This is a genomic window from Janthinobacterium sp. Bl 1, from assembly GCF_058215535.1.
This window is the reverse complement of sequence record NZ_CM177086.1, coordinates 1,935,115-1,960,782: the sequence shown is the minus strand read 5'-3', so window position 1 is coordinate 1,960,782 and position 25,668 is coordinate 1,935,115. Positions and strand designations below refer to the sequence as shown.

Here is a 25,668-nt window from a genome sequence, read left to right as displayed (position 1 = left end):
AGAGCCAATCATGAGCGATTTGACTTCTTTGATTGACGCCACCGAGCAAACGCTGACACGTATCGCCGCGGGTTTTTCGCCGGCCGTGTTCGCGTCCAGCCTGGCAGCCGAAGACATGGTGCTGACCGACATGATACTCAAGGCGAAACTGCCCATCGGCATCTTTTCCCTGGAAACAGGCCGCTTGCACCAGGAAACCCTGGCCGTGCTCGACAAGGTGAAAACCCGCTACGACCACGACATCACCTTGTACCGCCCGCAGCCGGAAGCCGTGGCCGCTTACGTGGAACAGAACGGTCTGAACGCGTTCTACAACAGCGTCGAGATGCGCCGCGAATGCTGCCGCATCCGCAAGGTCGAGCCGCTGGGCCGCGCCCTGGCCGGCAACAAGGCCTGGGTCACGGGACAGCGCCGCGCGCAGTCCACCACGCGCGCCGAATTGCTCGTGCAGGAAGACGACGCGGCGCACGCGATGACGAAATTCAATCCGCTGGCGGACTGGTCGGAAGAAGACGTGTGGGCCTACATCCGCGCCAACGACGTGCCGTACAACGCGCTGCACGACCAGGGTTACCCGTCGATCGGCTGCGAACCGTGCACGCGCGCCGTGCAGCCCGGCGAAGATGTGCGCGCCGGACGCTGGTGGTGGGAAAACCCCGACTCCAAGGAATGCGGCCTGCACATGGTGGACGGCAAACTGATACGCATCAAATCCGTGGCAGCCTGAACAGACACAACAGACTCAGCAGAACAAGAAAGCACCCATATGAGCAATATTTTGAACCAGCGTCACCTCGACAGCCTTGAATCGGAAGCCATCCACATCATGCGCGAAGTGGCAGCCGAATCGGCCAACCCTGCGCTGCTGTTTTCCGGCGGCAAGGATTCCGTCGTCCTGCTGCGTTTGGCCGAGAAAGCCTTCCGCCCAGGCAAGTTTCCATTCCCCCTCGTGCATATCGACACGGGCCACAACTTCCCGGAAGTCATCACATTCCGTGACAAGAAAGTGGCGGAACTGGGCGAACGCCTGATCGTCGGCTCCGTGGAAGACTCGATCAAGCGCGGCACCGTGCGTCTGCGCAACCCGGCCACGGATTCACGTAACGCGGCCCAGGCCGTGACCTTGCTGGAAACCATCGCCGAACACGGTTTTGACGCTTGCATCGGCGGCGCCCGCCGCGACGAAGAAAAGGCCCGCGCCAAGGAACGCATCTTTTCGTTCCGCGACGAATTCGGCGCCTGGGACCCGAAAGCCCAGCGTCCGGAATTGTGGGACCTGTATAACACCCGCGTGCATCCCGGTGAAAACATGCGCGTCTTCCCGATCTCCAACTGGACCGAACTGGACGTGTGGCAATACATCGCCCGCGAGCAACTCGAATTGCCGCCGATCTACTTCGCGCACGAGCGCCAGGTGATCCCGCGTAATGGCTTGCTGGTGCCGCTGACGGATCTGACGCCGCCGCGCGAGGGCGAAACGGTCGAAACGCAAGTCGTGCGCTTCCGCACGGTGGGCGATATCTCGTGCACCTGCCCCGTATCGTCCGACGCGGCGACGGTCAATGCCATCATCGCCGAGACGGCAATCACGCAAATCACGGAGCGGGGCGCCACCCGCATGGATGACCAGACTTCCGAAGCCTCGATGGAAAAACGCAAGAAAGCAGGGTATTTCTAATGAACGCAGCAATCCAGAACACCAACCTCACCGACAGCCTGGAGCGCGGCATGCTGCGCTTCATCACGGCCGGTTCCGTCGATGACGGCAAGAGCACGCTGATCGGCCGTTTGCTGTTCGACAGCAAGGGCATCTTTGCCGACCAGCTCGACGCCATGTCGCGCTCCAAGCACAAGCGCACGGTGGGCGACACGGTCGACCTGTCCTTGCTGACGGACGGCCTGGAAGCGGAACGCGAGCAAGGCATCACCATCGACGTGGCATACCGCTACTTTGCCACGCCGAAACGCAAGTTCATCATCGCCGACACGCCTGGCCACGAGCAATACACGCGCAACATGGTCACGGGCGCTTCCACCGCCGACGCCGTCATCATCCTGATCGACGTGTCGAAAGTGAAGCTGGGCGACGACGGCAGCGTGGAATTGCTGATCCAGACCAAGCGCCACTCGACGATTGCCCACTTGCTGCAGATCGAGCACGTGGTCGTGGCCGTCAACAAGATGGATCTCGTCGACTACGATGAAACGGTATACAACCGCATCGTGGCCGCCTACCGCGAATTCGCCCAGTCGCTGGGCTTGAAGGACATCACGCCGATCCCGCTGTCGGCACTCACCGGCGACAACGTCGTCGAGCGCGGCGACAAGCTGGGCTGGTACACGGGCCCGACTTTGATCGAGCTGCTCGAATCGCTGTCCGTCTACGACGAATCGCACGACACGCCCTTCCGCTTCCCGGTGCAGCTGGTGGCGCGCCACAACGGCCACGAAGCAAACGACTTCCGAGGCTACATGGGCCGCATCGAGGCGGGCAAGGTCAGCATCGGCGACACCCTCGTGGTGCAGCCATCGGGCCAGACGGCAACCGTCAAGGATATCGTCACCCTGGACGGTTCGCTGAGCACCGCAGTGGTGGGCCAGTCCGTGACCCTGCTGCTCAATGAATACCTCGATATCTCGCGCGGCGACTTGCTGGCGAGCAGCGAGCGCCCTGCCACCCTGCTGAAACAAGTGGTAGCCGACGTGTGCTGGCTGTCGGAAGACGCGCTGGACTTGCGCCGCAAGTACTGGATCAAGCACGGCACCAGGCAGACGGCGGCCAAGGTGACGGCGATCGAATCGATCCTCGACATCAATACGCAGCAGCGCCATCCGGCCGAAGGCTTGAAGCTCAACGACATCGCCCGCATCAGCCTGAACGTGCAGCAGGCGCTGGCGGCCGACGCGTATGCCGATATCCGCGCCACCGGCGCCTTCATCCTGATCGATGAAGTCACCCACCAGACCGTCGCGGCGGGCATGGTCCGGCTGTAAGCCCGTCTCGACCCAGAAAGGCAGCCACATGAACAGCTCCCCATCTCTCCCCGGCAAGGTCTATCTGATCGGCGCCGGTCCCGGCGCGCAAGACCTGATGACCTTGCGCGGCGCGCGCCTGCTGGCGCAAGCGGACGTCGTGCTGCACGACGCACTGGTGACCGAGGAGATGCTGGAGCTGTGCCCGCAAGCGCAAAAAATTCTGGTCGGCAAGCGCTGCGGCCAGTTGTCGACGGCGCAAGCGTTCATCAACAAGCAACTGGTCGACAATGCGCGCAAGCACGCCGTCGTCGTGCGCCTGAAAGGGGGCGACCCCATGCTGTTCGGCCGTGCCGACGAGGAATTGCGCGCGCTGGAAGAAGCAGGCATCGCCGTCGAAGTCGTGCCCGGCATTACCACGGCCCTGGCGGCCGCGGCCGCTACACAGCAGCCGCTGACCAAACGGGGCGTGTCGCGCAGCGTGGCCTTTTTCACGTCCAGCACGGCACCGGGCGAACCGGACCAGACGCGCATTCCCGACTGCGACACCCTCGTGCAATACATGGGCGGCCGCGAAGCCATCGCCACGGCCCAACGCCTGCTGGCCCAGGGCCGCCGTGCCGACACACCGGTGGTGGTGATTGAAAACTGCAGCCGCCCGGACCAGCGTATCGTGCGCCTGACGCTGAGCGCGCTGGCGCATGGCCTGGGCGACAACCACGGCCCCGTGCTGGTGATGCTGGGCGACGCCATGGCCGCGCGCACGCACCAGGCCATCGAAGAAACGGCCGCCATGCTGGCGCGCCATGCTTGATTAAACACAGCGTATTTTACCGACTTTAAAGTCAGTAACCGACATCTTCAGAGGAAACATGATACGATGCTCACGCATCTTTTCTCGAGAAGTTGTTGCGTGATAGCAATAAATTCACGCTTCGCCCCGCCATAGCGCTTGCCATGCGGCCTCCCGGCTGACGGGAGCCCTGGCAATCTCCCCGAAAAAAGCTGCGCCCGCAGGCTGCAATACCGCGCCGCGCAACTTTAGCCTTACGACCACACATGAATTTCACCTCCATGCGCGAAGCCATGACTTCGCTCAGCCGCAGCAATGTCGGCGTCGCCAGCGCTGTGCTGCTAAGCATGCTCGCCTCCATCGCCCTGTGGACGGTGTTCCCGAATATCGACGACGAAAACCATTTGCTGGAATGGCTGCAGGCGCTGTTCCTGGCTCTCGCTTGCACCGTGCACGGCGTGCGCGCCTGGCAAGAGAGTGACCGCCAGTCCTTGCGCTTCCTCATGCATGCGGGCCTGTGCGCGCTGCTGTTCGGCTTCCTGCTGCGCGAACTCGATATCGACCAGTTCGGCACGGCGCCCTTCTGGGCGCAGCTGGAAAAAGCCCTGCGCGTGGTGGAATTGCTGATCCTGATACGCTTGCTGATCTTCTTCGCGCCGCGCGCGCGCAAGGTGTTTGCCCATGCGGGCCTGATTTTCAGCATGCGCATCACCATCCTGACGGCCATCGGCGGCTTGCTGATGGCCGCCGGCTGGCCCTTCGACAAGAAGGTCTTCCATGGCATGCCCGATGCCTACGCGCTGCTGGGCGAGGAAGTCTTCGAACTGGGCGCCTATCTGCTGCTGTTCCTCGCTTCGCTGTCCGACAGCACGGCCGCCGCCCGCATCAGCCTGGCGCCGAAGAAGAAATCGGCTTAACCGCCTTCAAATGAAGATGGCAGCGGCAGCAGCCGCTGCAAGGTAGCGGCCACGCGCAGCAGGCGCGGGTCGTCGTCGTCACCCTCGTCGCAGGTGTCGTTGATACAGAAAAACGGCAAGCTGCCGAAACGCGCCGTCAGCTCCTCAAGCTGCTGCGGCGCCGCCACATCGCCGCTGGCGATATACAGCGGGTCGAGCATGCGCGAGCGCGCGAATCCCTGATGCACCATCCAGCGCGGCACCAGATCGGGCAGCAATGCCGGCACCTGCCACGAGCGGAACACCGTCGCGCGCACCCCGGCAAACATGGCCGGCGCCAGCCCTTCCAGTGCATGCAGCGCGCTTTTCAGCATGGGCCGCGGCGCATGCGCATACAGGCGCGGTTCATGCAGGTATTCTGCATATTGCGCCGACAGCCATTGCCGCGACAGCGTAGCGCAGTTGACTGGCGCCGCCACGTCGGCGCGCAAGTCCTGCAGATCATCGTGCGGCGCGCTCTCCGTGAAAACACTCAAACGCCGGTCCCCTTCCTCCCCGAACCAGAACGCGGGCTCGAACGGCGCGCCGAAAAATACGTCGTCGTTCAGGTACAGGAAGCGTTCGGACAGGCCCGGAATATGGTGCAGATACGATTCGATATGGCCGGAGTCGAACACGGGCAAGGATGCACCGGGCATCAGGCTCGCATGGTCGATCACCGTCAGGCGCGGTGAGACGCACAGCCAGGCCGGCACTTGCCGGTCCGTCAGCAGGTAGATATGGCCGTGACCGGGGAAGAAGCGCTCGAGCGCGCGCAGGTTGTAGCGCAGTTCGCCGTTGTCGCGGTAGCGCCCCGCCACGTTGCCGTGCAGGGCCAGCTGGCCCGGATGCGCCTGCGCCCAGGCGGCATAGGCGCGCTGCCGGCGCGCACGCCAGGCGGGATCGGCGCCGTCTACCCACAGGTAGACGATGTCGATACCGCTCAAGGCAGAAGGCTGGAGCCTGGCGCCGCCACGCAGTAATCGGCGATGGCGGCCAGCACGCTGGCGTTCTCGCCCACCGCCTCGACCACCTTCAGGCGCAGTGCCGGATGCTGCTGGCGCAGTTCTTCCAGCAGCAGCGGCAAGTCGCGCAGCACATGCCCGCCCTGTCCCAGGAACACGGGCACCACGGTGACGTCCAGGATGGCGCCGGCGGGCAGCTCGGCCAGCAGAGTCGCCACCAGTTCGGGCAGGCGTGGCGTCATCAGTTCCAGGAAGGCCAGGTGCACGCTGCTGCCTGGCATGCGCGCCTGGGTCAGGTCGCGCAGGCGCTCGAAGGGCGCGGCCCACGATGCGGCGCGCGCGCCATGGGCAAACAAGATCAGTGCCTGTTTCACGTTCGTCTCCATCAGTGCCGCTCCACCCACCACAGGGCGCCCAGCGCCAGCAGCAGATACAGGGCACTCGGCGCCACCGCCGTCAGGAAGGCCGGCCAGGTGCTGAGCAGCCCAAGATGCGAGAACAGGGTATTGACCAGCATGAAGCTCACGCCGATCATGATGCCGATGAAGATCTTCAGGCTGATGCCGCCGCTGCGCGTATGCATGTAAGCGAACGGCAGCGCCAGCGCCATCAGCACGAAAATGGCCAGCGGATCGATCAGCTTTTTCCAGAAGGCGATGCGGAAACGTTCGGTTTCCTGCTTGTTCTCGGCCAGGTGGCGCGTGTACACGGCCAGTTCGCTGGCCGACATACGCTCGGGATCAGACGCCGACACCGTCAGGATCTTCGGCGTCACTTCCGACATCATGTCCTTGCTGGCGCTTTGCACCGTGCGCACCAAGCTCGTTTCCTGCCCATAGTAATTCTCCAGCTTCGGCTCGAAGCCGGGCGACGTGGCCGCGCTGTTCGAGAACGAGGTTTCCGTCACATCGGTCAGGCGCCAGATATTATTGCCCTGGTACGTCGCCCCCTTGGCCACGGTCAGGGTGCGCAAGCGCATATCGGTGTCGAATTCGTACAGCTTGACGTTTTTCAGCTGGCCGTCCGGACGCGCTTCGCCCACATTGAAAAAGCGCGAGCCGGTGACGGTGCCCGTCAAGCCATCGCTCTTGACCATGTCCTTGGTCCACAGGCCCGAGCGAAACTCGCTCGACACGGCCGCGCCGCGCGAGGTCAGCTTGAGGCGTTCGGCCAGCGGTTCCGTGCGTGGCGTGATCAACTCGCCGAAGATAAAGGTGATGACGACGAAGACGATACCGATGCGGAACAGGAAACCGGCCGCCATCGCCGTCGACATGCTCGATGCGCGCATGATGGTGAATTCGGAACTGGCGGCAAACTGCGCCATCGTGTAGATGGTGCCGATCAGCGCCGCAATCGGCATCACCTCGTACACGTGCCCCGGCACCAGCACCAGCACATACAGGAAGGCATACTGGATGGTGTAGCCGTTGCGACCCACCTTGGGCAGCTCGCCCGTCAGGTCGATGAAGGCTTGCAGTGCCAAAAAGGCCAGCAGCACAAACAGCACCGCCTGGAATATCGAGACCGCAAAATAGCGCTGTAAAATCTTCATTTCGGTACCGCTTTACTTGTATTGCCGGCGCGGCGCGCGCGCTTGAAAGCCGCCAGCAGGACCAGCGGATGATAGCGGTGGTTCACATTCAGGCGCCACGCAAACAGCAGCACCACGGCCAGCGCCGCCAGCAGGTGCAGCGGCCACCAGGCCAGGCCGAAGGTCAGGCGGCCCTGCTTCACGCTCGCTTCGATGACCTTGATCAGGTTGCTGTACGTAAAGAAAATCAGCAGCGCGATAATCAGATTGGCCGAACTGCCGGCGCGCGGATTGACAAAGCCCAGCGGAATGGCCAGCAGGATCAGCATCAGGCCGATCAGGGGCGCGCTGACCCGCCACAGCAATTCGGCCATGGTGAACTGGTTGTTCGCCTCGACCAGCGCCATGGTGCTCATCGCGCGCACGCCCAGGTCCGCGCCCATCTCCTGCTGCTTGCTCTCGATGCGCATGATGTACTGTTCGAATTCCATGGTCTGGAAGTCCGCCTGCGTCGGCACGCCCTGGTAGCGGCGGCCGCTCTTGAGCACGAGGAAGCGTTCGCCCTTGGCGTCGGTATTGATCACGCCTTCCTTGGCGACGACGACGACGGCGCTGCCTTTTTCATCAACGGTATTGACGAAGACGTTCTGCACCACGTTCTTTTCGCCGCTGACGCCCTCGACGAAGAAGATGCGGTTGCTGCCGGCCGATTCGCGGAACTGGCCCGGCGTGACTTTCTGCAGGTCTTCGCGCTTTTCAAAGCGCGCCACATATTCATCGCTTTTCTTTTGCGCCCACGGCGTGGCGTACAGGCTCAGGACGCCCGTGGCCAGCACCAGCGGCAAGCCGAAACTGAGCACGGGCCAGATCCAGCGAGACAGGCTCAGGCCGGAGGCGAACCACACGACCATCTCCGACTCCTTGTAGCTGCGCGTGACGACCATCAGCACCGAAATGAATCCGGTGAGGATGATGATGGTGGGCAGCTGCATCAGGGCGGAAAAAACCATCAGCGACATGACGTCGGACGACGCGATCTTGCCGCCCGCCGCCTTGCCGAGAATACCAATCAGCATCCAGGTGAGCAGGATGCTGAACAAAACTGTGAAGGTGGCCCCGGCGGCACTAGCCAATTCACGTCGAAGGGCGCGTTGAAAGATCATTCGGAGTTTATAATTCGGATCAGTTAGTTGAGTAACACGTTACTAGTAAATGAAAACGGAGAACCAAATGGACTTTAGCATAAAAGCATTCGATACCAAGAGCACCCTCGGCACGGCCAAAAGCGGATGCATCGCGGTTGCGGTATTCGAAAACAAAAAACTGTCGCCAGCGGCAAAATCGCTGGACAGCAAAGGTGCGATTTCCGCTGCGCTGAAGTCCGGCGACATCAGCGGCAAGCCTGGCAGCACCTTGCTGCTGCGCGCAGTCGATGGCGTCGCCGCCGAACGTGTTCTGTTGGTAGGCATGGGCAGCGATGACACTGTCAGCGAAAAAAGCTTCACAACCGGCGTACAAGCCGCACTGAAGGCCTTCGGCTCGCTGGGCGCTGCGGACGCCATTATCGCACTACCGCTGGCTGAAGTGAAAGAGCGCGACGTAAATTGGGCAATCCGTTGCGTGGTGCAAGCCGCCCACGACAGCGAATACCGCTGCGACTCGCAAAAAAGCAAAAAAGATCCGGCGCCGGCAGGCGTGCGCAAGATCGTCCTGGCAGCGCCAGCGACAGCAGCCACACGCGGCGCGCTGGCGCAAGCCATCGCCATCGCCAACGGTTCCGACCTGACGCGCAACCTGGGCGACCTGCCTGCGAACATCGCCAACCCGACCTACCTGGCCAACACGGCCAAGCAGCTGGCCAAGGATTACAAGTTCGAAGTCGAAGTACTGGACCGCAAACAGCTCGAAGCGCTGAAGATGGGCAGCTTCCTGTCCGTCACCAACGGCAGCGAGCAGCCGCCGAAATTCATCGTCCTGAAGCACATGGGCGGCAAGGCCAAGGATGCGCCGGTCGTCCTGGTCGGCAAGGGCATCACCTTCGACACGGGCGGCATTTCGATCAAGGCCGGTCCCGGCATGGATGAAATGAAGTACGACATGTGCGGCGCCGCTTCGGTGCTGGGCACCTTCCGCGCCATCGGCGAAATGAACCTGAAGCTGAACGTCATCGGCGTCATCGCCGCGTGCGAAAACATGCCATCGGGCCGCGCCACCAAGCCGGGCGACATCGTCACCTCCATGAACGGCCTGACCATCGAAGTGCTGAACACGGATGCCGAAGGCCGCCTGGTGCTGTGCGACGCGCTGACCTACGCCGAACGCTTCAAGCCGGCAGCCGTCGTCGATATCGCCACCCTGACGGGCGCTTGCGTCGTGGCCCTGGGCCACCACAACAGCGGCCTGTTTACGCGCAGCGATGCGGCGCATGACCAGCTGGCCAATGAACTGCTGGCAGCGGGCAAGCAGTCGAGCGACACGGCATGGCGCATGCCGATCGAAGAGGCGTACAACGAGCAGCTGAAGTCGAACTTCGCCGACCTGGCCAACATCGGCACGCCAGGCGGCGGTTCGGTGACGGCAGCGGCCTTCCTGGAAAACTTCACCAAGAAGTACACCTGGGCACATCTGGACATCGCCGGCACGGCATGGAAATCGGGCGGTGCAAAAGGCGCGACCGGCCGTCCAGTACCACTCTTGACGACGTTCCTGATCAACCGGGTCTAAGTTGACGCCTTGCCGGCAGCGCCCTGCGCTACCGGCGTCGCGAAGCAGCCGCCATGGTCACTGACCCTGGCGGCTTTTTTTCGTGTGTATTAATCAGTAGACGACGGGATTGGGCAACGGCGATGGCGCCACCTTCGGCTGCACCACCTTTTCCGGCACGGCGGCCGGCGGCTGCATGGCAATCGGCGCGGGCGGCGGCGCCAAACGCGCGGGGTCTTGCATGACGATGGTCAGAATCGACGGGTAGTCGAAGCCGGCGCCCGTGTTGCGGTCGACGAAATAGCCGACGCCCAGGGTCAGGATGACATTGCCCCAGACGCTGCCATTGAGCTTGGGATCGATATGGTCGTCCGTCGCGATGGCGGGAGAGCCATGCTTGCGACAATCAACCTTCAACGGTTCCTGGCTCTTGCGGATGGTGATGCGTCCGGGTGTGGTGACGAACCACTTGCCCACGTCATTGCTGAGGATGCAGCCGGCACCGGTCAGCTCGCGGTTGTCCTGGATGGTTTGCACCAGCACCATCTGCTCGGTGTTGCCCGTCAGGGTGGCGCAGCCGCCCAGGCCAAACAGCAGCAGCGTCCTGGCGGCAAGGGCTGCAGACGATGGGACGCGCATGGGTAGCTCGCTTAACGGACGGGAATCGGCTGGTCGCCGGGCACGGCGACGGCGGTGACGCTGTTTTTCGGACTGCCCTCGATCAGGCGGTCGGAATACACGAGGTAGACAAGCGCATTGCGCTTGCTGTCGACCATGCGCACGACGCGCACGTGCTTGAAGAAGATCGAGGCACGCTCGGTAAACACTTCTTCCTGGCGCGGCAGCTTGCCTTTGAATTGCAGCGGCCCCACCTGGCGGCAAGCCACGGACGCATCGGCCTTGTCTTCGGCCAGGCCGACGGCACCCTTCAGCCCCCCGGTCTTGGCGCGCGACAGATAGCAGCTGACGCCGGCGACGCGCGGATCGTCATACGCTTCGACGACGATCTTGTGGTCAGGGCCGATCAGCTTGAACACCGTGTCGACCGAACCGATGGTTTCGGCATGCGCCGCGGCGCAGGCAAAGCCCAGCACCAAAGCGGCAGGCAGCAATTTACGCATGAAGAAAACTCCGGGCACGCACGCAGGCGGCCATCAGTTGATGGGAGCGAAACGCTGGACCATGACGCCTTCGACTTCGATCAGTTGAAAAAACACGTCTTTCGGCCGGGTCCAGATGGAACCGTCCTCGGCGCGATAGACGATCATCGGCGTCAGATCCGCTTCCAGCGTGGCTTCGCACACCAGTTCGTAAATGCCGCCCTTGTAGTGCCGATAACGCATCGCCGTCCCCTCAAGCCGTTGAATCTTCGCTCTTGTCGTCGGCCAGCGCCTTCTGCTTCTGCTTCAGGCCCTGGATCACTTTCAGTATGCCTTCCATGCCGGCCGCGCCATCGGCGCCACTGAAGGCATCGAGCACTTCATTGAGCACCTTGTTGCGCACGGTCGCTTCATCGGAGGACATTTCCAGCGCGCGCTGGGCTTTCGCCGCCTTTTCGGCCGCGCTCACGCGCGGCTTGGCAGCCGTCTTGCCATGCGTCAGAGCTGCCTGCCAGATAACCCAGCGGCGCTGGGTCTCGAAAATCAGGTACTCATCCGGTTTGTCTTCTCTTCGCCGCACAATGTGGCCGTCACGCTGCGCCCACGCTTCAAATGCAGTTCGCATTTTCTTCCTTTGCAAATGCTACGCGCAAGTCTCACTATTAAAACTGCAACATTTCAAAATAGTACCATCTATTGATGTCGCAAAACAGTCTCATAGATACAGTACTGCAATTTATATAACAAGTCTGGCGGCGCCCGGGATGGAATTGACACTCCATCCCCGGCACAGTGGTCATGTAATCGGAATAGCAATTACAACTAATTACAACTGCTTCCTGTTCGGTTCTTAACTGGGCTGTAACAAAGCCGTATGACACAGTTGTTACATTGTGCCATTTTAGTAGTTTTTATCGCGTTTTAGCGAGAAACTTTACACCTTTGTCGCGCTAAATGGCGGTACGCAGCCTGCCGCGCCAGCCACTTATGCCAAATCAAACATAGGGGTTGATCAATGATACACAAAAACATAATATTCATGCGCCACGATTGGTTAAATACAAATACTTTATTGGCACCCCTTTTTTCCTGCCAGTAAATAAAGCTTATGCCCGGCAAGCGCGACAGGACGCCATCGACACGCATGCGGTAAGATTCGCGCCTATCGCCACCTATTCAAGCAAGGATTTTTCCCATGAAACTCGCCACCTGGAACGTCAACTCGCTCAAAGTGCGCCTGCCGCAAGTGCTGCAATGGCTGGCCGACAACCCGGTCGACATACTGTGCCTGCAAGAGACCAAGCTCACGGATGACAAGTTCCCCGTCGCAGAGATCGAGGCGGCCGGCTATCAGGTGGTCTTCAGCGGCCAGAAAACCTACAACGGCGTGGCCATCTTGTCGAAGCTGCCGATCACCGACGTGATCAAGAACAACCCCCGCTATGAAGATGCGCAGCAGCGCATCCTGGCCGCCACCATTGGCGGCGTGCGCGTCGTCTGCGCCTACGTGCCGAACGGCCAGAGCGTCGACTCGGACAAATACGAATACAAGCTGGGCTGGCTGTCCGCCCTGCACGACTGGCTGGCCGAAGAAGCGCTGCAGCACCCGCAGCTGGCCGTCGTCGGCGACTACAATATCGCGCCCGACGACCGCGACGTGCACGATCCCGTCGCCTGGGCCGGCCAGGTACTGGTCTCGGACAAGGAACGCACCGCCCTGCAGCGCCTGTTCGACATCGGCCTGACGGACGCCTTCCGCCTGTTCGAGCAGGCGGACAAATCGTTCAGCTGGTGGGATTACCGCCAGCTGGGCTTCCGCCTGAACAAGGGCCTGCGCATCGACCACATCCTGCTCTCGCCCGCCCTGGCCGGCCGCTGCAAGGCTTGCGTGATCGACCGCGTGCCACGCAAGTGGGAACAGCCGTCCGATCATGCACCCGTCATCGCGACGATCGACTAACGGAGACGGGCATCCACGACCGCGTGCCACTTGCAAGTGGGAACAGCCGTCCGATCATGCACCCGTCATCGCGACGATCGACTAAGCAGGAAGACGCTCCAGCAGCGATTGCGCATTCGCTGCCGGTACCGGCGCGGAAAACAGATAGCCCTGCGCATAGCGGCAGCCGTTCGCCTGCAGCAGCGCGAACTGTTCTTCCGTTTCCACGCCTTCGGCCACGGCCGACAATTGCAGGCTGTCGGCCAGCGCGATGATGGCCGCCACGATGGCGCGGTCTTCCGCGCTGTGCTCGAGGTCCTTGATGAAGGCGCGGTCGATCTTGACCTTCTTCACGGGGAAGCGCTTCAGGTAAGCGAGGCTGGAATAGCCAGTGCCAAAATCGTCGATCGACAGGCGCAGGCCCATGCCATTGATCTGCCGCAGAATCTCCAGCGTATGCTCGCCGTGCTGCATCAGCGCCGTCTCGGTGATCTCGAATTCCAGCAGCGACGGATCGATGCCCGTTTCCCGCACCACGGCGCCAATCGCCGCCACCAGGCCCTTGTGCATGAACTGGCGCGGCGACAGATTCACCGCCAGCGGCACGGGCTGCAAGCCCATGCGCTGCCAGGCCATGCTTTGCTCGCACGCCTGGCGCATCACCCACTCGCCCACCGGCACGATCAAGCCGTTTTCCTCCATGATGGGAATGAAACGGTCCGGCAGCACCAGGCCGTGGCCGGGACGGCGCCAGCGCAGCAGCACTTCCATGCCGTGCAGGCGGCGCGTGGCGATATCGATGACGGGCTGGTAAACCAGCTCGAACTGCTGCAGCGCCAGCGCCGTGCGCAAGCTGCTTTCCAGATCAAAATGCAGGGCCGCCGCCTGGTTCATCGTCTGCGTGAAGAACTGGTAGTTGTTGCGGCCATTGCCCTTGGCGTGATACATGGCCGCATCGGCATGGCGCATCAGGGCGTCGACGTCGCCGCCATCGTCCGGATACACGCAGATGCCGATCGATGGCGTCACGTGCAGCACATGGCCGTCGAGCGGAAAGGCGGGCGTGAGCGCCTCGATGATTTTCTCGGCCACGCGCGCCGCTTCGTCGCCGCCGCGGATGCCCGGCACCAGCACGACGAACTCATCGCCGCCGAGGCGCGCCACCGTGTCGCTGGCGCGCACGGCGCCGCACAGCCGGGCGGCCACTTCCTTGAGCAGCAAATCGCCCGTCATGTGGCCGAGCGAATCGTTGATCGTCTTGAAGCGATCGAGGTCGATGAACATCACGGCCAGCTTGCGCCCCGAGCGCTGCGAGGCCAGCATGGCCCGTTCCAGCCGGTCCGACAGCAGCGCGCGGTTCGGCAAGCCCGTCAGGTTATCGTGGTAGGCCATGTGATGCACGCGCGCCTCGGCCTGGCGCCGCTCGGCGATCTCGCCCTGCAGCAGCAGGTTGGCGCCGGCCAGTTCGGCCGTGCGTTCCTGCACGCGCAGTTCCAGTTCGTCGCGCGCGCGGCGCACCGCCTCGGCCGCCTCGCGGCGCGCCGTCACGTCGTCGACCAGCCACACGGAACGGCCATGCGCATGCGCCAGGTCGAACGGCCGGCCCGACAGGCGCGCCCAGAAACGGCTGCCATCCTTGCGCACCAGCTGGTATTCCGACATGTGGACCCTGCCCGCCTCAAAATCGCGCGCCGTCTCGCCGCGCGCCACCTTCCACGCGGCCACGTCCGGATACAGGGCCCGCACGGACAGGCCGTTGATCTCGCCAGGCCCATAGCCGAACAGCTCTTCCATCTTGCTGTTGGCGCGCAAATTGTAGCCGCCCTCTATCACCGAGATGCCCAGCACGGCGCTGTCGAGGATGGCCTGGTTTTCCAGCAGCGCGTTGCGCAGGGATTCTTCCGCGCGCTTGGCTTCCGTGCGGTCCTCGATGATCCAGATGGTACCGGCGGCCGGGTCGTCCGGATTGACGACATAGGCGATCAGCTGCGCCCACAGCGTGCTGCCGTCGCGGCGCATCATCTCCACTTCCGTCTGGAACGGCTTGCCGACGGACAGGAAGGGAAACGCGGCCGCACCCAATAAATCGTACGATTGCTGCGACACGTACAGCGCGCGCCCGGGCAGGCCCAGCGCCTCGTCGCCGCTGTAGCCGAACATCGCGGCAAAGCCCAGGTTGTAGCGCGTGATCTGGCGGTTCTTGGTGTACAGGATGCTGACCGAGGCATTCGTCATGATGGCCGCCACTTCCATCTGCGCCTGGCGGCTGGCCGTGATGTCTTCGAGGATCCAGATGGCGCCTTGCTCGCTGTGCGTCTGGTCGACGGCCTTGGCGCGGATGCGGCACCAGAACAGGCTACCGTCGCGGCGGCGGAACAGCGATTCATCCTGCTCGTACGGCAAGCCCTGTCCCAGCAACGGCGTGGCCTGCACGCCAAATGCCTCGTAGGCGGCGGGCGAGGGAAACAGCTCGGCGGCGGGCAGGCCGATCATCTCGTCCTGCGTGTAGCCGAACATTTCGGCGAAGCGGGGATTGCAGCGCAGGATCAGGCGCGAACGCGAAAACAGGATGCCGACGGAGGCGTTGTCGAGGATGGCCTGCTGCTCGAGCATCAGCTGGCGCGTCGCCTCCTCGGCCGCCTTCTGCGCGCTGCGGTCATCGAACAGCCAGATCGTGTCGCGCAGCGCGCGGTCGGACTGGTTTTCCGGGTTCAGCACATAGCCATAGGCCAGCGCCCAGAACGTGGAGCCATCGCGGCGGCGCATCTCCATCTCACCCTGGAACGGCAGGCCGCGCCGCAGCAGGGGAGCGGCCTGCCGCACGACGCTCTCGTACGCCGCGCGCGACGGATACAGGTCGGCGACGGCCAGGCCCACGCCGCTGTCGCCATCGAAGCCAAAGCATTCGGCGAAGCGCCGGTTGTAGCGCAGCACGCCCTTGTCGCGCTGGAAGCCGATGGCCAGCGGCGCGTTGTCCATCACGGCCTGCATTTCCAGCATGGCGCGGCGCAGCTGGTCTTCATCGCGCCGGTGGTCGCTGATATCTTCGATGATCCAGACCGTGCCGTCATGCGTATTGAGGGGATCGACGGCGCGCCCGTGCAAACGGCTCCAGAACAAGCTGCCATCCTGGCGCCGCAATTCCAGCTCCGTGCGGTATGGCTTGCCCTTCGAGAGCAGCGGCGCCGCTTCCAGCCCCAGGGCCCGGCAATGCTCGGCGGAGCGGTACAGCACCGCGCCCGGCATGCCCGTCAGCTGATGGCGCGCATAGCCGAGCATCTCGGCAGCACGGATATTGCACTCCTCGATGAAGCCGCCCTTGGAAAAGATGATGCCGACGGCCGCGCTTTCCAGGATGGCCTGCTGCTCCAGCATGGTCTTGCGCAAGGCTTGCTGGTCGCGCTGCTGCACGCGGATGTCGGCAAACACGAGGGTCGCGCCCGGCAAGCCGTCGTCCACCAGCAGCGGCCTCGACCAGACCTGCACGGCGATGGCGCCCGATACCCCTTGCAGGCTGCTGTCCCACTGCCGCTCGCGCCCGGCCGCACCAAGCGCGCCGCGCAGCATGCTGGTGCTCGATGCGCGGTAGGCGTCCGTAAAGCAGTCGGCCAGCAGCCGGCCCGCTATATCCGTGCCCAGCAAGGCGTTCAAGGCGCCATTCGCCGCCACCACCATGCCGCAGGCATCGCAGGCGCAAGCCGGCAAGGCGATCAACTGCAAGGCATCGGCGATGAAATCGGGACTGGTCGGTACGCGGTTCATGGACACCATGGGACGGTTAAGGACGAGATAAACATGTGCCTGGGCAAAAATTCTCACAAGCATCATGGTGCTGTCAGATCATAAACCAGTTTCCCGGGGTTTTTTCATATTCCTCATTGGCAATATCTGAAACGCCACAGACCACTTGCAACACGTTCGTTGCAACCCCGTTGCATGGCAAGAAAATGAAACAAATCGTTTAGAATAAAGCATGCGCCGCCCTCCCCAACCTCCGCTCGATCACCGCGACAAACCCGTCATCTGGACTGTCTCCGTCTCGCGGCTGTTTGACCTGTTCCGCGACATCACGCTCGAGTACGACGACCTGGCGACGATCGAACCGATCAACCTGGGCTTCGACGACGCCGTGCGCCATATCCGCGAACGCATGGCCACGGAGCGCTGCGACGCCGTCATCGCGGCCGGCTCCAACGGCGCCTATCTGAAAGGCCGGCTGTCGGTGCCCGTCATCATCGCCAAGGCCAGCGGCTACGACGTGATGCAGGCGCTGGCGCGCGCGCGGCGCATCTCGCCGCACATTGGCGTCGTCACCTACCAGGACCCGATGCCGGAACTGGCCGAATTTGCCGCCACCTTCGGCTTCCAGATCGCGCAGCGCACCTACGCCACCGAGGAAGACGCGCGCGCGCAGATCAATGAACTGAAGGCGGCGGGCGTGAAAGCCGTCGTCGGCGCGGGCCTCGTCACCGACCTGGCCGAAGAAGCCGGGCTGGACGCCGTCTTTGTGTATTCGGCCACGGCCATCCGGCGCGCCTTCGACGACGCGCTGGAACTGGCGCGCCTGACCCAGATCGAATCGACGCGGGGACGCCGCGCGGTGGTCGCCGACACCCTGCGCGCGCGCCACGGCCTGCACGATTTGCGCGGCGAATCGGAAGCGATGGAAGCGCTGCGCCAGTCGGTGGTGCTGTTTGCGCGCTCACCGGCGACGGTGCTGATCCAGGGCGAGACGGGCAGCGGCAAGGAACTGGTGGCGCAGGCCATCCACCGCGAAAGCCCGCGCAGCCTGGGCGCCAACCGGCCCTTCATCGCCATCAACTGCGGCGCCATCGCCGAGTCATTGCTGGAATCGGAACTGTTCGGCCACGAGGACGGGGCCTTCACGGGCGCGCGCCGGGGCGGCCATGCGGGCCTGTTCGAAGCGGCCAACCACGGCACCCTGTTCCTCGACGAAATCGGCGAAATGCCGCTGGCCCTGCAAACGCGCCTGCTGCGCGTGCTGGAAGAGCGCGAAGTGGTGCGCGTGGGCGGCACGCGGCCCGTCGCCATCAATGTGCGCATCATCAGCGCCACGCACTGCGACCTGGAGCAGCGCATCCGCGAAGGCCGCTTCCGCGCCGACCTGTTCTACCGCCTGGCCGTGCTGCGCCTGCATTTGCCCGCCCTGCGCGAACGCGCCAGCGACATTCCCGGCCTGGCGGAATGGTCGCTGAAAAACGCGCTGGCCGCGCTGGGCGCCCGTCCGCACCCCAATCTGCACGCGGAAGTCCAGGCTTGCGCGCCGCTGCTGCGCCGCTACGACTGGCCCGGCAACGTGCGCGAACTGCGCAACCTGGCCGAGCGCCTGGCCCTGTTCCTGGCCGCCGAACCGCTGCAGGCTCTCACGCCCGCCTTCGTGCTGGGCGTGGCGCCGGAACTGGCCAACGCTGCAGGCACGCCGGCGCTGCCTCCGCAGCCTGCCGCCACCGCGCCTCGCCAGGAAGACGAAAGCGCCAGCGCAGTGCTGGCGCGCTTCGGCGGACGCCGCGACGCCACCGCCCACTACCTCGGCATCAGCCGCACCACGCTGTGGCGCCGCCTGCGCGCCGGCTGATTTTTCAACCATTCCCTACTCACCATGGACGACTGGCCCCACCTGCACGAGTTATGGCAACGCTGCACGGGACATGGTGGCGCGAGCGGCAACCAGGGACTCGCGCGCGACCACCGGGACATCAAGGCGCTGTATGCGCGCGGCATTTCCATGGAAGACGCCATGCAGTTCCTGTTCCAGCAACGCCCTACCCTGGAAGCTTTCCAGGCGTGGCTGGCTGGCCGCACGCGCATCCGTCCGGCGCACGCCGCCAGCCCCCACCAGGACGTGCTGTCTGCCGCCGACCTGCGCCATTTCGAGGAGCACGGCTATCTGGTGCTGCGCGGCGCCGTGCCGCGCGCGCAGTGTGCAGCTGCCCGGGCGGCCATCTGGGACTACCTGGGCGCCAGCCCCGATGATCCGGCATCGTGGTACCGGCCGCACCCGGGCAAGCGGGGCCTGATGCTGCAATTTTCCGACCATCGGGCCCTCGAGGAAAACCGCCATAGCGCGCACATCCGCCACGCCTGCCAGCAAATGCACGGCACCAGCACCGGCATCTACGCCAGCATCGACAAGGTGAGTTTCAATCCGCCGGAAACGCCGCAGCACAGCTTTCCTGGCAGTGCCCTGCACTGGGACGTCAGCCTGCAACAGCCGGTACCGTTCAAGCTGCAAGGCATGCTGTACCTGAGCGACTGTCCCGCGCAGCATGGCGCCTTTCACTGCGTGCCCGGCTTCCAGCACCACATGGCCGACTGGCTGCGGCAAGTGCCGCCTGGCCGCCAGCCGCGCGAATGGGCCGTCGACAACTTGCGGCCCGTGCCCGTCGACGGCATGGCCGGCGATTTCATCATCTGGCACCAGGCCCTGCCCCATTGCGCCACGCCCAACCGCGGCCCGGCGCCGCGCATGGTGCAATACCTGACCTACCTCCCCGACCATTGCCAGGACCAGCATGTGTGGATATGAACCACTCATCCCGCCCTGCCGCCGTTCATCCCGCGGCGCTGGCAGCCGGCCCCCTGCGCCGCTAGCATGGTCGTCAAGGAGGAGTACCCCATGAAACGAACACTGCAAACATGCATCCTGCTCACCGGCGTGCTGCTGGCGAGCGCCAGCCAGGCCGCCGCGCCTGCGGCCTTCACGGTCGACGTCACGGGCCAGGGCCGCCCATTGATCCTGATTCCCGGCCTGGCGTCGTCGGGCGAAGTCTGGCAAGGCACGGTGGCGCGCCTGTGCGGCCCGCAAGCCGCACGCCAATGCCACGTGCTGACCCTGGCCGGCTTTGCCGGCGTGGCGCCCATCGCCGGCGACCTGCTGGCGCAGGCGGAACAACAGCTGGCCGATTACATCGTGGCGAAAAAACTGGGCCAGCCGGCCATCATCGGGCATAGCCTGGGCGGCTTCCTGGCCCTGAAAATGGCCATCGACCATCCGCAGCAGACGGGCAAGCTGCTGATCGTCGACTCGCTGCCGGCGCTGGGCGCGACGCAGCTGCCCTCCATCACGCCGCCGCAGCTGCAAGCCATGTCAAGCCAGATGCAAGCGGCCATGCGCGCGCAGGATGGCGCCACCTACGCCGCCAGCCAGCGCCGCACGGTAAGCAGCATGGCAAGCGCACCGGCCGACGTGGAACGCATCATCGGCTGGGGCCAGCGCTCGGACCGTGAAACGGTCATCAACGCCATGGGCACCTTGATGGCCAGCGACCTGCGCCAGGACGTGGCGAAAATAAAGTCGCCGACCCTGGTGCTGGGGACCTGGATCGCCTACAAGGATTACGCGCCGCGCACCGCCATCGAAGCGACCTTCCAGCAGCAGTATGCACAGCTGCCCGGCGTGCAGATCGCGCTGGCCGACACGGCGCGCCACTTCATCATGTACGACCAGCCGGACTGGATGGTTGCGCGCATCGAACAGTTCCTGGACTAAGCGGTGAACGCACCCTTGCACCGGCCGCCGCTGCTGGCCAGGATCAACTGGTACTGGACCTTCCAGCTGGCCGGCTGGGGCGCGCTCGCCCTGTTCAACAGCGTGTATGGCGGCTCCTCGCAGCTGCGCATCGTCGTGGCGATTGCCTGCTGGGGCTCACTGGGAGGGCTGCTGCTGTCGCACCTGTGGCATGGCGTCCTGCAGCGGCGCGGCTGGGCGGCGAACGGTCTGCGCTGGACACGCGTCGTGCCGTCCTGATCGCTGCTGGCCGCCATCCAGACGGCCAGCGTGACGGCCGCCTTTCACGTCATGTATCCGCCCGATGTCCTGCGCGGCCTGGCCTGGCTGCCCGGCGCGCTGCTGTTCTGGTTCGGGGTATTTTTGACCTGGACGGTGTTTTACTTCACGGCGCTGTCGCTGCGTCGCGCCGCCCACCTGGAAGCGGAAACCCTGCGCCTGCAGCTGCATGGGAGGGAAGCGGAACTGCGCGCCCTGCAGGCGCAAGTCAATCCGCATTTCTTTTTCAACAGCCTCAATAGCGTGCGCGCGCTGATTTTCGAAGACCGCGACGCGGCCGCGCACATGATCGACCAGCTGGCCAGGCTGATGCGCCACGCGCTGCAATCGGGCCAGCATGCCACCGTGCCGCTGGCGGCCGAACTGGACGCCGTGCGCGCCTACCTGGCCATCGAGCAGATACGCTTCGAAGAGCGCCTGCGCGTCAGCTTCGCGATCGAGATCAGCGCGCCCGCCCTGGAACACGTGCGCGTGCCGCCCATGGCCGTGCAAACGCTGGTGGAAAACGCCGTCAAATACGGTGTCGAAGCGAGCGCCGATGGCGGCGATATCCGCATCGCGGCGCAGCGCGGCGCCGGCGTGGACATGCTGCAGATCGAGGTAGCCAACACGGGCGAACTGCGCGGCGCGTCCGGCTCTACCGGCATCGGCTTGCGCAATGCGCGCCAGCGCTTGCAGCTGGCTTGCGGCGAGCGCGCCAGCCTGGCCTTGCGCCAGCAGGCGGGCTGGGTCTACGCCACCATCGACCTGCCGGAGCCGCCATGAACGGATCGCCGCTCAAGGTGCTGCTGGTGGATGACGAGCGCCTGGCGCGCGCCGAGCTGCGCCGGCTGCTGGCGCCGCATGTGCAGCACGGCGCCGTGGAGATCGTCGGCGAGGCGGCCAGCGCGGCCGATGCCGTCGCGCAGATCGGCAAGCTGCGCCCCGACCTGCTGCTGCTCGACGTGCAGATGCCGGGCGGCTCCGGCTTCGACCTGCTGGCCGCGCTCGACGAGGCGCCCGACGTCATCTTTTGCACGGCCTTCGACCAGTACGCGCTGCAGGCGTTCGAAGTGAGCGCCCTCGACTACCTGCAAAAACCCGTGCAGGCGGCACGCCTGGCCACGGCCCTGGCGCGCGCTGGCGCGCGGGCGCAAGCCGTGCCGCCGCCCGCGCCGCGCAAGGTCTTCATCAAGGATGGGGAACGCTGCTGGTTCGTCGCGTTTGACGATATCCGCCTGCTGGAATCGGAAGGCAACTACACGCGCGTGCATTTCGGCGCACAGCGTCCGCTGATGCTGCGCACCCTGAACCAGCTGGAAGAAAAGCTCGATCCCGCCCTGTTCCTGCGCGCCAACCGGCGCCAGATCGTCAACCTGGCGCAGGTGGCGCAGCTGGCGCCGAACGCCGCCGATGGCCTAGCCCTGCACCTGCAGGATGGCAGCGTGGTCGAGGTGTCGCGCCGCCGCGCGCAGCAGTTCAAGGCCGCCTGCGGCCTGTAGCCGCCTTACTTCAGCGCGGGGATAGGCTGCGCCTGGAAGGCGGGGCGCGGCTGCTCCTTGAGCTTTTTCGCCAGCATGTCGAGCGCCACTTCCAGCTGGCGGTCGGCGCCATTGAAGGTGGCGTGCGGCGGGTTTTCCACCTCCACGTCCGGCACCACGCCCACGCCTTCGATCAGCCACTGGCCGTCGATACCGAACTGGCCATTTTCTGCCACGCGCGCCATGCCGTTGTCGGCCAGGCGCGTATTGTCGCTGAGCCAGACGCCGGCGCCGGCCGTGCGCTTGCCCACCAGCGGCGCCAGTTTCAATGCCTTGATGCCGGCCGCGAAGGTCTCGCCATCGGAATACGTGAGTTCATCGACCAGCACCACCAGGTGGCCGCGGAAGGTGTTCTGCATGTTCGACGATGGCTGCACGCCAGGCGGCGCCCAGTAAGCCCAGGCCTTGCGCAGCAGTTTTTCAATGATCCAGCTGTCGATATTGCCGCCGTTATTGCGCCGCACGTCGATGATCAAGCCTTCGCGGTTGATGTTGGCGTAAAAGTCGCGCGCGAACGAGGCGATGTCATTGGCGCCCATGGCGCGCAAGTGCAGGTAGCCGATGCGCCCCTGCGAGGCGGCGGCCACCTGCTCGGCACGGCTCAATTCCCAGTCGCCATAGCGCAGCGCCGTCTGTTTCGCCATGTTGACGGGCGTGACGATGACGGCGCGCGGCGCGCCTTTGCTCCGTTTGACTTGCAGCAGCACCTGCTTGTCGGCCTGGTTCAACAGCAAATCGCTGATGTCGCGCGCGGCCAGCACGTCCTTGCCGTTGACGGCCGTGATCACGTCGCCCGCCTTCACATCGACTTCGGGCCGCGACAGCGGTGCGCGCGCCGACGGCAATTCCGCTTCGCTGCGGTAGACATGCTCGACCCGGTAGCCCTCGTTTGTCCGCGCCAGCACGGCGCCCAGGCCCGCCGGCGTGCCTTCCTGCTCCGTGCGGCGCAATTCGCCGGGACGGATCTGCGAATGCAGGGCGCCCACTTCGGCCACCATCATGCCCAGTACGTCATTGAGCTCGGCGCGGTCCGTGACCCGCTCGACCAGCGGCGCATATTTGTCGCGCGCCGCCTTCCAGTTCACGCCCCGCATCTTCGCGTCGTACAGGAAGTCGCGGTGCAAACGCCAGGCATCGTTGAACATCTGCTTCCATTCCAGGCGCGGATTCGACACGAACGTCCAGTCGTCAACCTTGACCTTGGCTTTCGACAGGTCGGCCGGCAGCTTGGCGCCCGCCTCGATCACCAGCATCTCGCCCGGGCCGGTGGCTGCCGCCGTCCTGTAGTACAAATGTTTTTTATCCTGCGCCAGGTCGAATTCGCGCACATTGGCCACCAGCAGTTCCGGCTTGGAGCCGGTATTGCCAATCGCTAAGGTCTTCAGGCTGGACTTGTTCTCGCCGCTGTCGCGCTCGAGGAAATACAGGCGTTTGTCGTCCGCGGCCAGCGCGCTGTAGTTGCCCGCCGCCAGCGGCACTTCGTATAAACGCTCGGCCAGGCCCTGGTTGACGATGGCCGGCAAGGTGGCAGGCGCCTTTTTCACGGCCGACTTGCCGCCGGCCTTTTCCAATGCCTTTTCCGCCGCCTGTTCGGCCGCCTTTTCATCGTCCGTCTCGGGCGGCTTGACGCCAGGACGGCTCAGCTCATCGTCGGGCTGGAATGGGAAACGGTTGCCCGGCTGCAGCGCCAGCGCATACACGCCGACGCGCTTGTCGAACACGGGACCCATGTTGCGGTCGCCCCACGGCGAGCCATTGGCCAGCTGGAAATTGCGCGCCGACAGAAAGTACAGCCACTTGCCATCAGGCGAAAACACGGGCGAACCGGAGGTATAGCGGTCGCTGGTGACAAACTGCAGCTGTTTCGATGCAAGGTTATACAGGCCGATCTGCTCGCGCTGCTCGTTGCTGGCCACGCGCACGATGGCCAGGTTGCGGCTGTCGGGCGACCATTGCACTTCGTCGTGCTTGTCCACGCCCGCCTTGCCCGCGTCGTCGATCAACTGGTTGCCCCTGGTCGCCAGGTCCAGCAGCCAGAAACGGCCCTTCTTGTCCGTGTGAGCCAGCCAGCGCCCGTCCGGCGACGGATACAGTTTCCAACGGTGGTTGTCGCCCTGCGTCGTCAGCTGCTCGCCCTTGCCCGAGCCATCGGCCGCATACTTCCAGATTTCATTCTCTCCGCTCGTGTCGACGATGGCGAAGACGGATTTCTCGTCACTGGAAAAGACTGCGTCGCGCGCCCTTGCACCGTCCGGAATGGCGATGTCGACCCGGCGCAGGCTGCCCGTGCCGGCGATGCTGACCTTGCCGCGCGCCGTGAGGATGATGCGCTCATCCTTGCCCGACAGCTGCACGTTGGAGAGGGTGTCGAGCGGCGAACGGATCTGGCGTGCGCGCTGCTGGTCGAAGTCGGACACGAGGATGATCGGCAATGGCGGCGAGTCCGTGCCTGCCGCCAGGTCCAGCACCTGCAGGTCCGCGCCCAATTGATACACGATCTTGCCATCGCCCAGCTGCGCATTGCGCACATCCCACTGCGTGTGGGTCGTCAAGGCGCGGCGGTCGGAGCCGTCGGGCAGCATGCTCCACAGATTGTCGCTGCCGCCCTCGTCGCTGATGTAATAGACGCGGCCCTGCCACCACATGGGGCGCTTGTTGTTGCCCGCCGACACGGCAGGCTCCGTATGCATGCGCACGGCCTCGCCCTTGCCATCGAGCTCATAGCGCCACAGGGTGGCATGCGCGCCGCCCCGGTAATTGCGCACATTGTCGTTGGTCATGGCCAGGCCGAAACGCGTGAAGAACAGCGTCTTGCCAGAGTCGTCGAGCACGGCGTCGTTGGCGTCGGCCACGGGAAATACGCGCCGCGTCTGTTTTACGGGATCGATGGCGGCGACGATGCGGCGCGATGCGGGACCATCCGTATTTTGCGTGCTGACCAGCACTTCGCCCTGCGCCGTCCAGCCCAGCACCAGCACGCCGCCATTGTCATACGAAATGCGGCGCGGCAAGCCACCCGCCAACGGCATCACATACGCTTCCTGCGCCCCTTCGTAGGCGGCGGAAAACGCCAGCCACTGGCCGTCGCGCGAAATCGCCGCGTTCGTTTCATAGCCGGGATGCGTGGTCAGGCGCTGCGCCGCGCCACCGCGCAGATTGCTTTTCCACAAATCACCTTCGGCCGTGAAGACGACGGTATCGCCGCGCACGGCGGGAAAACGGAAATAGCTGCCGGCAGGCGCGGCAGCAGCGTCAGCCAGCAGGCCGGCGGACAACAGGAGCAAGGCAAGAGTGCGGGAAATTTTCATGTGGGCATCCAGATAGCGGTCAGGGCGATGAGACGGCATGGACATCATGTCGATACCGGTCAGCAATTCTGGCATAACTGAGGCCAAAGAA

At 64.2% G+C, this 25,668-nt stretch carries 22 protein-coding genes and 1 pseudogene; 13 read left to right on the top strand and 10 right to left on the bottom strand.

All coding sequences use genetic code 11. From position 1 onward, the window contains the following. Positions 1 to 10 precede the first annotated feature (10 nt). The 5 genes and pseudogenes from AC4BCN_RS08840 to AC4BCN_RS08820 all read left to right on the top strand — a co-directional run bounded on the left by AC4BCN_RS08840 (position 11) and on the right by AC4BCN_RS08820 (position 4,683). Positions 11 to 727 carry a phosphoadenylyl-sulfate reductase gene (locus AC4BCN_RS08840; RefSeq protein ID WP_128140136.1) on the top strand — a complete coding sequence of 239 codons (717 nt, stop codon included), beginning with the start codon at positions 11 to 13 and terminating at the stop codon, positions 725 to 727. Between the two features lie 33 nt (positions 728 to 760). Then, positions 761 to 1,678, top strand: a pseudogene (gene cysD / locus AC4BCN_RS08835) (sulfate adenylyltransferase subunit CysD); the annotation flags it as partial. After that, positions 1,678 to 2,994, top strand: a complete 1,317-nt coding sequence (locus AC4BCN_RS08830) for a sulfate adenylyltransferase subunit 1 (RefSeq protein ID WP_485881912.1) — start codon at positions 1,678 to 1,680, stop codon at positions 2,992 to 2,994. The pseudogene cysD and the gene AC4BCN_RS08830, both read left to right, overlap by 1 nt. A 28-nt stretch (positions 2,995 to 3,022) precedes the next feature. Further along, positions 3,023 to 3,787, top strand: coding sequence for a uroporphyrinogen-III C-methyltransferase (cobA, locus tag AC4BCN_RS08825; protein WP_490493090.1), 765 nt, complete (start codon positions 3,023 to 3,025; stop codon positions 3,785 to 3,787). Between the two features lie 245 nt (positions 3,788 to 4,032). Continuing rightward, entirely contained in the window at positions 4,033 to 4,683 is a 651-nt protein-coding gene (locus AC4BCN_RS08820; RefSeq protein ID WP_490493089.1) for a hypothetical protein, read from the top strand. Here AC4BCN_RS08820 and AC4BCN_RS08815 read toward each other — a convergent pair. From AC4BCN_RS08815 to lptF, 4 genes are read right to left on the bottom strand one after another with little or no spacing between them, the layout of a single operon-like run. Continuing rightward, the gene (locus tag AC4BCN_RS08815; RefSeq protein ID WP_139092715.1) at positions 4,680 to 5,648 is read right to left on the bottom strand and encodes a Stealth CR1 domain-containing protein; all 969 of its coding nucleotides are present in this window, start codon (positions 5,646 to 5,648) and stop codon (positions 4,680 to 4,682) included. The two genes, AC4BCN_RS08820 and AC4BCN_RS08815, sit on opposite strands and share 4 nt — an antisense overlap. Further along, positions 5,645 to 6,052, bottom strand: coding sequence for a sirohydrochlorin chelatase (locus AC4BCN_RS08810; RefSeq protein WP_490493088.1), 408 nt, complete (start codon positions 6,050 to 6,052; stop codon positions 5,645 to 5,647). The genes AC4BCN_RS08815 and AC4BCN_RS08810 overlap by 4 nt, the downstream gene beginning before the upstream one ends. Further along, complete coding sequence (lptG, locus tag AC4BCN_RS08805; RefSeq protein WP_128140143.1) at positions 6,052 to 7,221, bottom strand: LPS export ABC transporter permease LptG; 1,170 nt, start codon at positions 7,219 to 7,221, stop codon at positions 6,052 to 6,054. Before lptG ends, AC4BCN_RS08810 begins: the two co-directional genes overlap by 1 nt. After that, the gene (lptF, locus tag AC4BCN_RS08800) at positions 7,218 to 8,363 is read right to left on the bottom strand and encodes an LPS export ABC transporter permease LptF (RefSeq protein ID WP_128140144.1); all 1,146 of its coding nucleotides are present in this window, start codon (positions 8,361 to 8,363) and stop codon (positions 7,218 to 7,220) included. The genes lptG and lptF overlap by 4 nt, the downstream gene beginning before the upstream one ends. Before the next feature lie 67 nt (positions 8,364 to 8,430). Here lptF and AC4BCN_RS08795 point away from each other — a divergent pair, with 67 nt between their 5' ends. After that, entirely contained in the window at positions 8,431 to 9,924 is a 1,494-nt protein-coding gene (locus AC4BCN_RS08795; RefSeq protein WP_072454512.1) for a leucyl aminopeptidase, read from the top strand. 93 nt (positions 9,925 to 10,017) lie between these two features. On the opposite strand, the gene AC4BCN_RS08790 is transcribed toward AC4BCN_RS08795, so the two are convergent. Genes AC4BCN_RS08790 through AC4BCN_RS08775 form a run of 4 tightly spaced genes read right to left on the bottom strand, consistent with a single transcriptional unit; the run spans position 10,018 to position 11,628 of the window. Next, positions 10,018 to 10,542: a hypothetical protein gene (locus tag AC4BCN_RS08790; RefSeq protein WP_490493087.1), complete on the bottom strand. Its 525-nt coding sequence runs from the start codon at positions 10,540 to 10,542 to the stop codon at positions 10,018 to 10,020. A gap of 11 nt (positions 10,543 to 10,553) precedes the next feature. Continuing rightward, positions 10,554 to 11,024 (bottom strand): CreA family protein, encoded by a 471-nt coding sequence (locus AC4BCN_RS08785; protein ID WP_034751542.1) that lies wholly within the window; start codon positions 11,022 to 11,024, stop codon positions 10,554 to 10,556. 33 nt (positions 11,025 to 11,057) lie between these two features. Continuing rightward, on the bottom strand, positions 11,058 to 11,246 hold the full coding sequence (locus AC4BCN_RS08780) for a DUF1653 domain-containing protein (protein WP_034751545.1): 189 nt from the start codon (positions 11,244 to 11,246) through the stop codon (positions 11,058 to 11,060). A gap of 10 nt (positions 11,247 to 11,256) precedes the next feature. Further along, positions 11,257 to 11,628 (bottom strand): phiTE_015 family protein, encoded by a 372-nt coding sequence (locus AC4BCN_RS08775; RefSeq protein WP_034751548.1) that lies wholly within the window; start codon positions 11,626 to 11,628, stop codon positions 11,257 to 11,259. Between the two features lie 570 nt (positions 11,629 to 12,198). Here AC4BCN_RS08775 and xth point away from each other — a divergent pair. After that, positions 12,199 to 12,963 carry an exodeoxyribonuclease III gene (gene xth, locus AC4BCN_RS08770; protein WP_490493086.1) on the top strand — a complete coding sequence of 255 codons (765 nt, stop codon included), beginning with the start codon at positions 12,199 to 12,201 and terminating at the stop codon, positions 12,961 to 12,963. Between the two features lie 81 nt (positions 12,964 to 13,044). Here the strand turns inward: xth and AC4BCN_RS08765 are convergent, their stop codons facing one another. Beyond that, on the bottom strand, positions 13,045 to 16,704 hold the full coding sequence (locus AC4BCN_RS08765) for a sensor domain-containing protein (RefSeq protein WP_490493085.1): 3,660 nt from the start codon (positions 16,702 to 16,704) through the stop codon (positions 13,045 to 13,047). 211 nt (positions 16,705 to 16,915) lie between these two features. On the opposite strand from AC4BCN_RS08765, the gene prpR reads away from it, so the two are divergent. From prpR to AC4BCN_RS08735, 6 genes are all read left to right on the top strand, one after another. After that, complete coding sequence (prpR, locus tag AC4BCN_RS08760; RefSeq protein WP_490493084.1) at positions 16,916 to 18,538, top strand: propionate catabolism operon regulatory protein PrpR; 1,623 nt, start codon at positions 16,916 to 16,918, stop codon at positions 18,536 to 18,538. A gap of 24 nt (positions 18,539 to 18,562) precedes the next feature. After that, positions 18,563 to 19,489: a phytanoyl-CoA dioxygenase family protein gene (locus AC4BCN_RS08755; RefSeq protein WP_490493083.1), complete on the top strand. Its 927-nt coding sequence runs from the start codon at positions 18,563 to 18,565 to the stop codon at positions 19,487 to 19,489. A gap of 90 nt (positions 19,490 to 19,579) precedes the next feature. Further along, positions 19,580 to 20,452 carry an alpha/beta fold hydrolase gene (locus tag AC4BCN_RS08750; protein WP_490493082.1) on the top strand — a complete coding sequence of 291 codons (873 nt, stop codon included), beginning with the start codon at positions 19,580 to 19,582 and terminating at the stop codon, positions 20,450 to 20,452. A gap of 3 nt (positions 20,453 to 20,455) precedes the next feature. Further along, complete coding sequence (locus AC4BCN_RS08745) at positions 20,456 to 20,710, top strand: hypothetical protein (RefSeq protein WP_490493080.1); 255 nt, start codon at positions 20,456 to 20,458, stop codon at positions 20,708 to 20,710. Positions 20,711 to 20,740: 30 nt separating this feature from the next. Continuing rightward, positions 20,741 to 21,514, top strand: coding sequence for a sensor histidine kinase (locus AC4BCN_RS08740; RefSeq protein ID WP_490493078.1), 774 nt, complete (start codon positions 20,741 to 20,743; stop codon positions 21,512 to 21,514). After that, complete coding sequence (locus tag AC4BCN_RS08735) at positions 21,511 to 22,230, top strand: LytR/AlgR family response regulator transcription factor (protein ID WP_490493076.1); 720 nt, start codon at positions 21,511 to 21,513, stop codon at positions 22,228 to 22,230. Before AC4BCN_RS08740 ends, AC4BCN_RS08735 begins: the two co-directional genes overlap by 4 nt. A gap of 5 nt (positions 22,231 to 22,235) precedes the next feature. Here the strand turns inward: AC4BCN_RS08735 and AC4BCN_RS08730 are convergent, their stop codons facing one another. Beyond that, entirely contained in the window at positions 22,236 to 25,577 is a 3,342-nt protein-coding gene (locus AC4BCN_RS08730; protein ID WP_490493075.1) for a S41 family peptidase, read from the bottom strand. Between the last annotated feature and the right edge of the window lie 91 nt (positions 25,578 to 25,668).

Excerpts from the sequence above, each read along its gene's own strand:
- prpR (WP_490493084.1), top strand. The coding sequence starts at position 16,916 with ATGCGCCGCCCTCCCCAACCTCCGCTCGATCACCGCGACAAACCCGTC.
- AC4BCN_RS08820 (WP_490493089.1), top strand. The coding sequence starts at position 4,033 with ATGAATTTCACCTCCATGCGCGAAGCCATGACTTCGCTCAGCCGCAGC.
- AC4BCN_RS08750 (WP_490493082.1), top strand. The coding sequence starts at position 19,580 with ATGAAACGAACACTGCAAACATGCATCCTGCTCACCGGCGTGCTGCTG.
- cobA (WP_490493090.1), top strand. The coding sequence starts at position 3,023 with ATGAACAGCTCCCCATCTCTCCCCGGCAAGGTCTATCTGATCGGCGCC.
- AC4BCN_RS08765 (WP_490493085.1), bottom strand. The coding sequence starts at position 16,704 with ATGAACCGCGTACCGACCAGTCCCGATTTCATCGCCGATGCCTTGCAG.
- lptF (WP_128140144.1), bottom strand. The coding sequence starts at position 8,363 with ATGATCTTTCAACGCGCCCTTCGACGTGAATTGGCTAGTGCCGCCGGG.
- lptG (WP_128140143.1), bottom strand. The coding sequence starts at position 7,221 with ATGAAGATTTTACAGCGCTATTTTGCGGTCTCGATATTCCAGGCGGTG.
- AC4BCN_RS08735 (WP_490493076.1), top strand. The coding sequence starts at position 21,511 with ATGAACGGATCGCCGCTCAAGGTGCTGCTGGTGGATGACGAGCGCCTG.
- AC4BCN_RS08795 (WP_072454512.1), top strand. The coding sequence starts at position 8,431 with ATGGACTTTAGCATAAAAGCATTCGATACCAAGAGCACCCTCGGCACG.
- AC4BCN_RS08780 (WP_034751545.1), bottom strand. The coding sequence starts at position 11,246 with ATGCGTTATCGGCACTACAAGGGCGGCATTTACGAACTGGTGTGCGAA.
- AC4BCN_RS08775 (WP_034751548.1), bottom strand. The coding sequence starts at position 11,628 with ATGCGAACTGCATTTGAAGCGTGGGCGCAGCGTGACGGCCACATTGTG.
- AC4BCN_RS08840 (WP_128140136.1), top strand. The coding sequence starts at position 11 with ATGAGCGATTTGACTTCTTTGATTGACGCCACCGAGCAAACGCTGACA.
- AC4BCN_RS08755 (WP_490493083.1), top strand. The coding sequence starts at position 18,563 with ATGGACGACTGGCCCCACCTGCACGAGTTATGGCAACGCTGCACGGGA.
- AC4BCN_RS08830 (WP_485881912.1), top strand. The coding sequence starts at position 1,678 with ATGAACGCAGCAATCCAGAACACCAACCTCACCGACAGCCTGGAGCGC.
- xth (WP_490493086.1), top strand. The coding sequence starts at position 12,199 with ATGAAACTCGCCACCTGGAACGTCAACTCGCTCAAAGTGCGCCTGCCG.
- AC4BCN_RS08790 (WP_490493087.1), bottom strand. The coding sequence starts at position 10,542 with ATGCGCGTCCCATCGTCTGCAGCCCTTGCCGCCAGGACGCTGCTGCTG.
- AC4BCN_RS08785 (WP_034751542.1), bottom strand. The coding sequence starts at position 11,024 with ATGCGTAAATTGCTGCCTGCCGCTTTGGTGCTGGGCTTTGCCTGCGCC.
- AC4BCN_RS08730 (WP_490493075.1), bottom strand. The coding sequence starts at position 25,577 with ATGAAAATTTCCCGCACTCTTGCCTTGCTCCTGTTGTCCGCCGGCCTG.
- AC4BCN_RS08810 (WP_490493088.1), bottom strand. The coding sequence starts at position 6,052 with ATGGAGACGAACGTGAAACAGGCACTGATCTTGTTTGCCCATGGCGCG.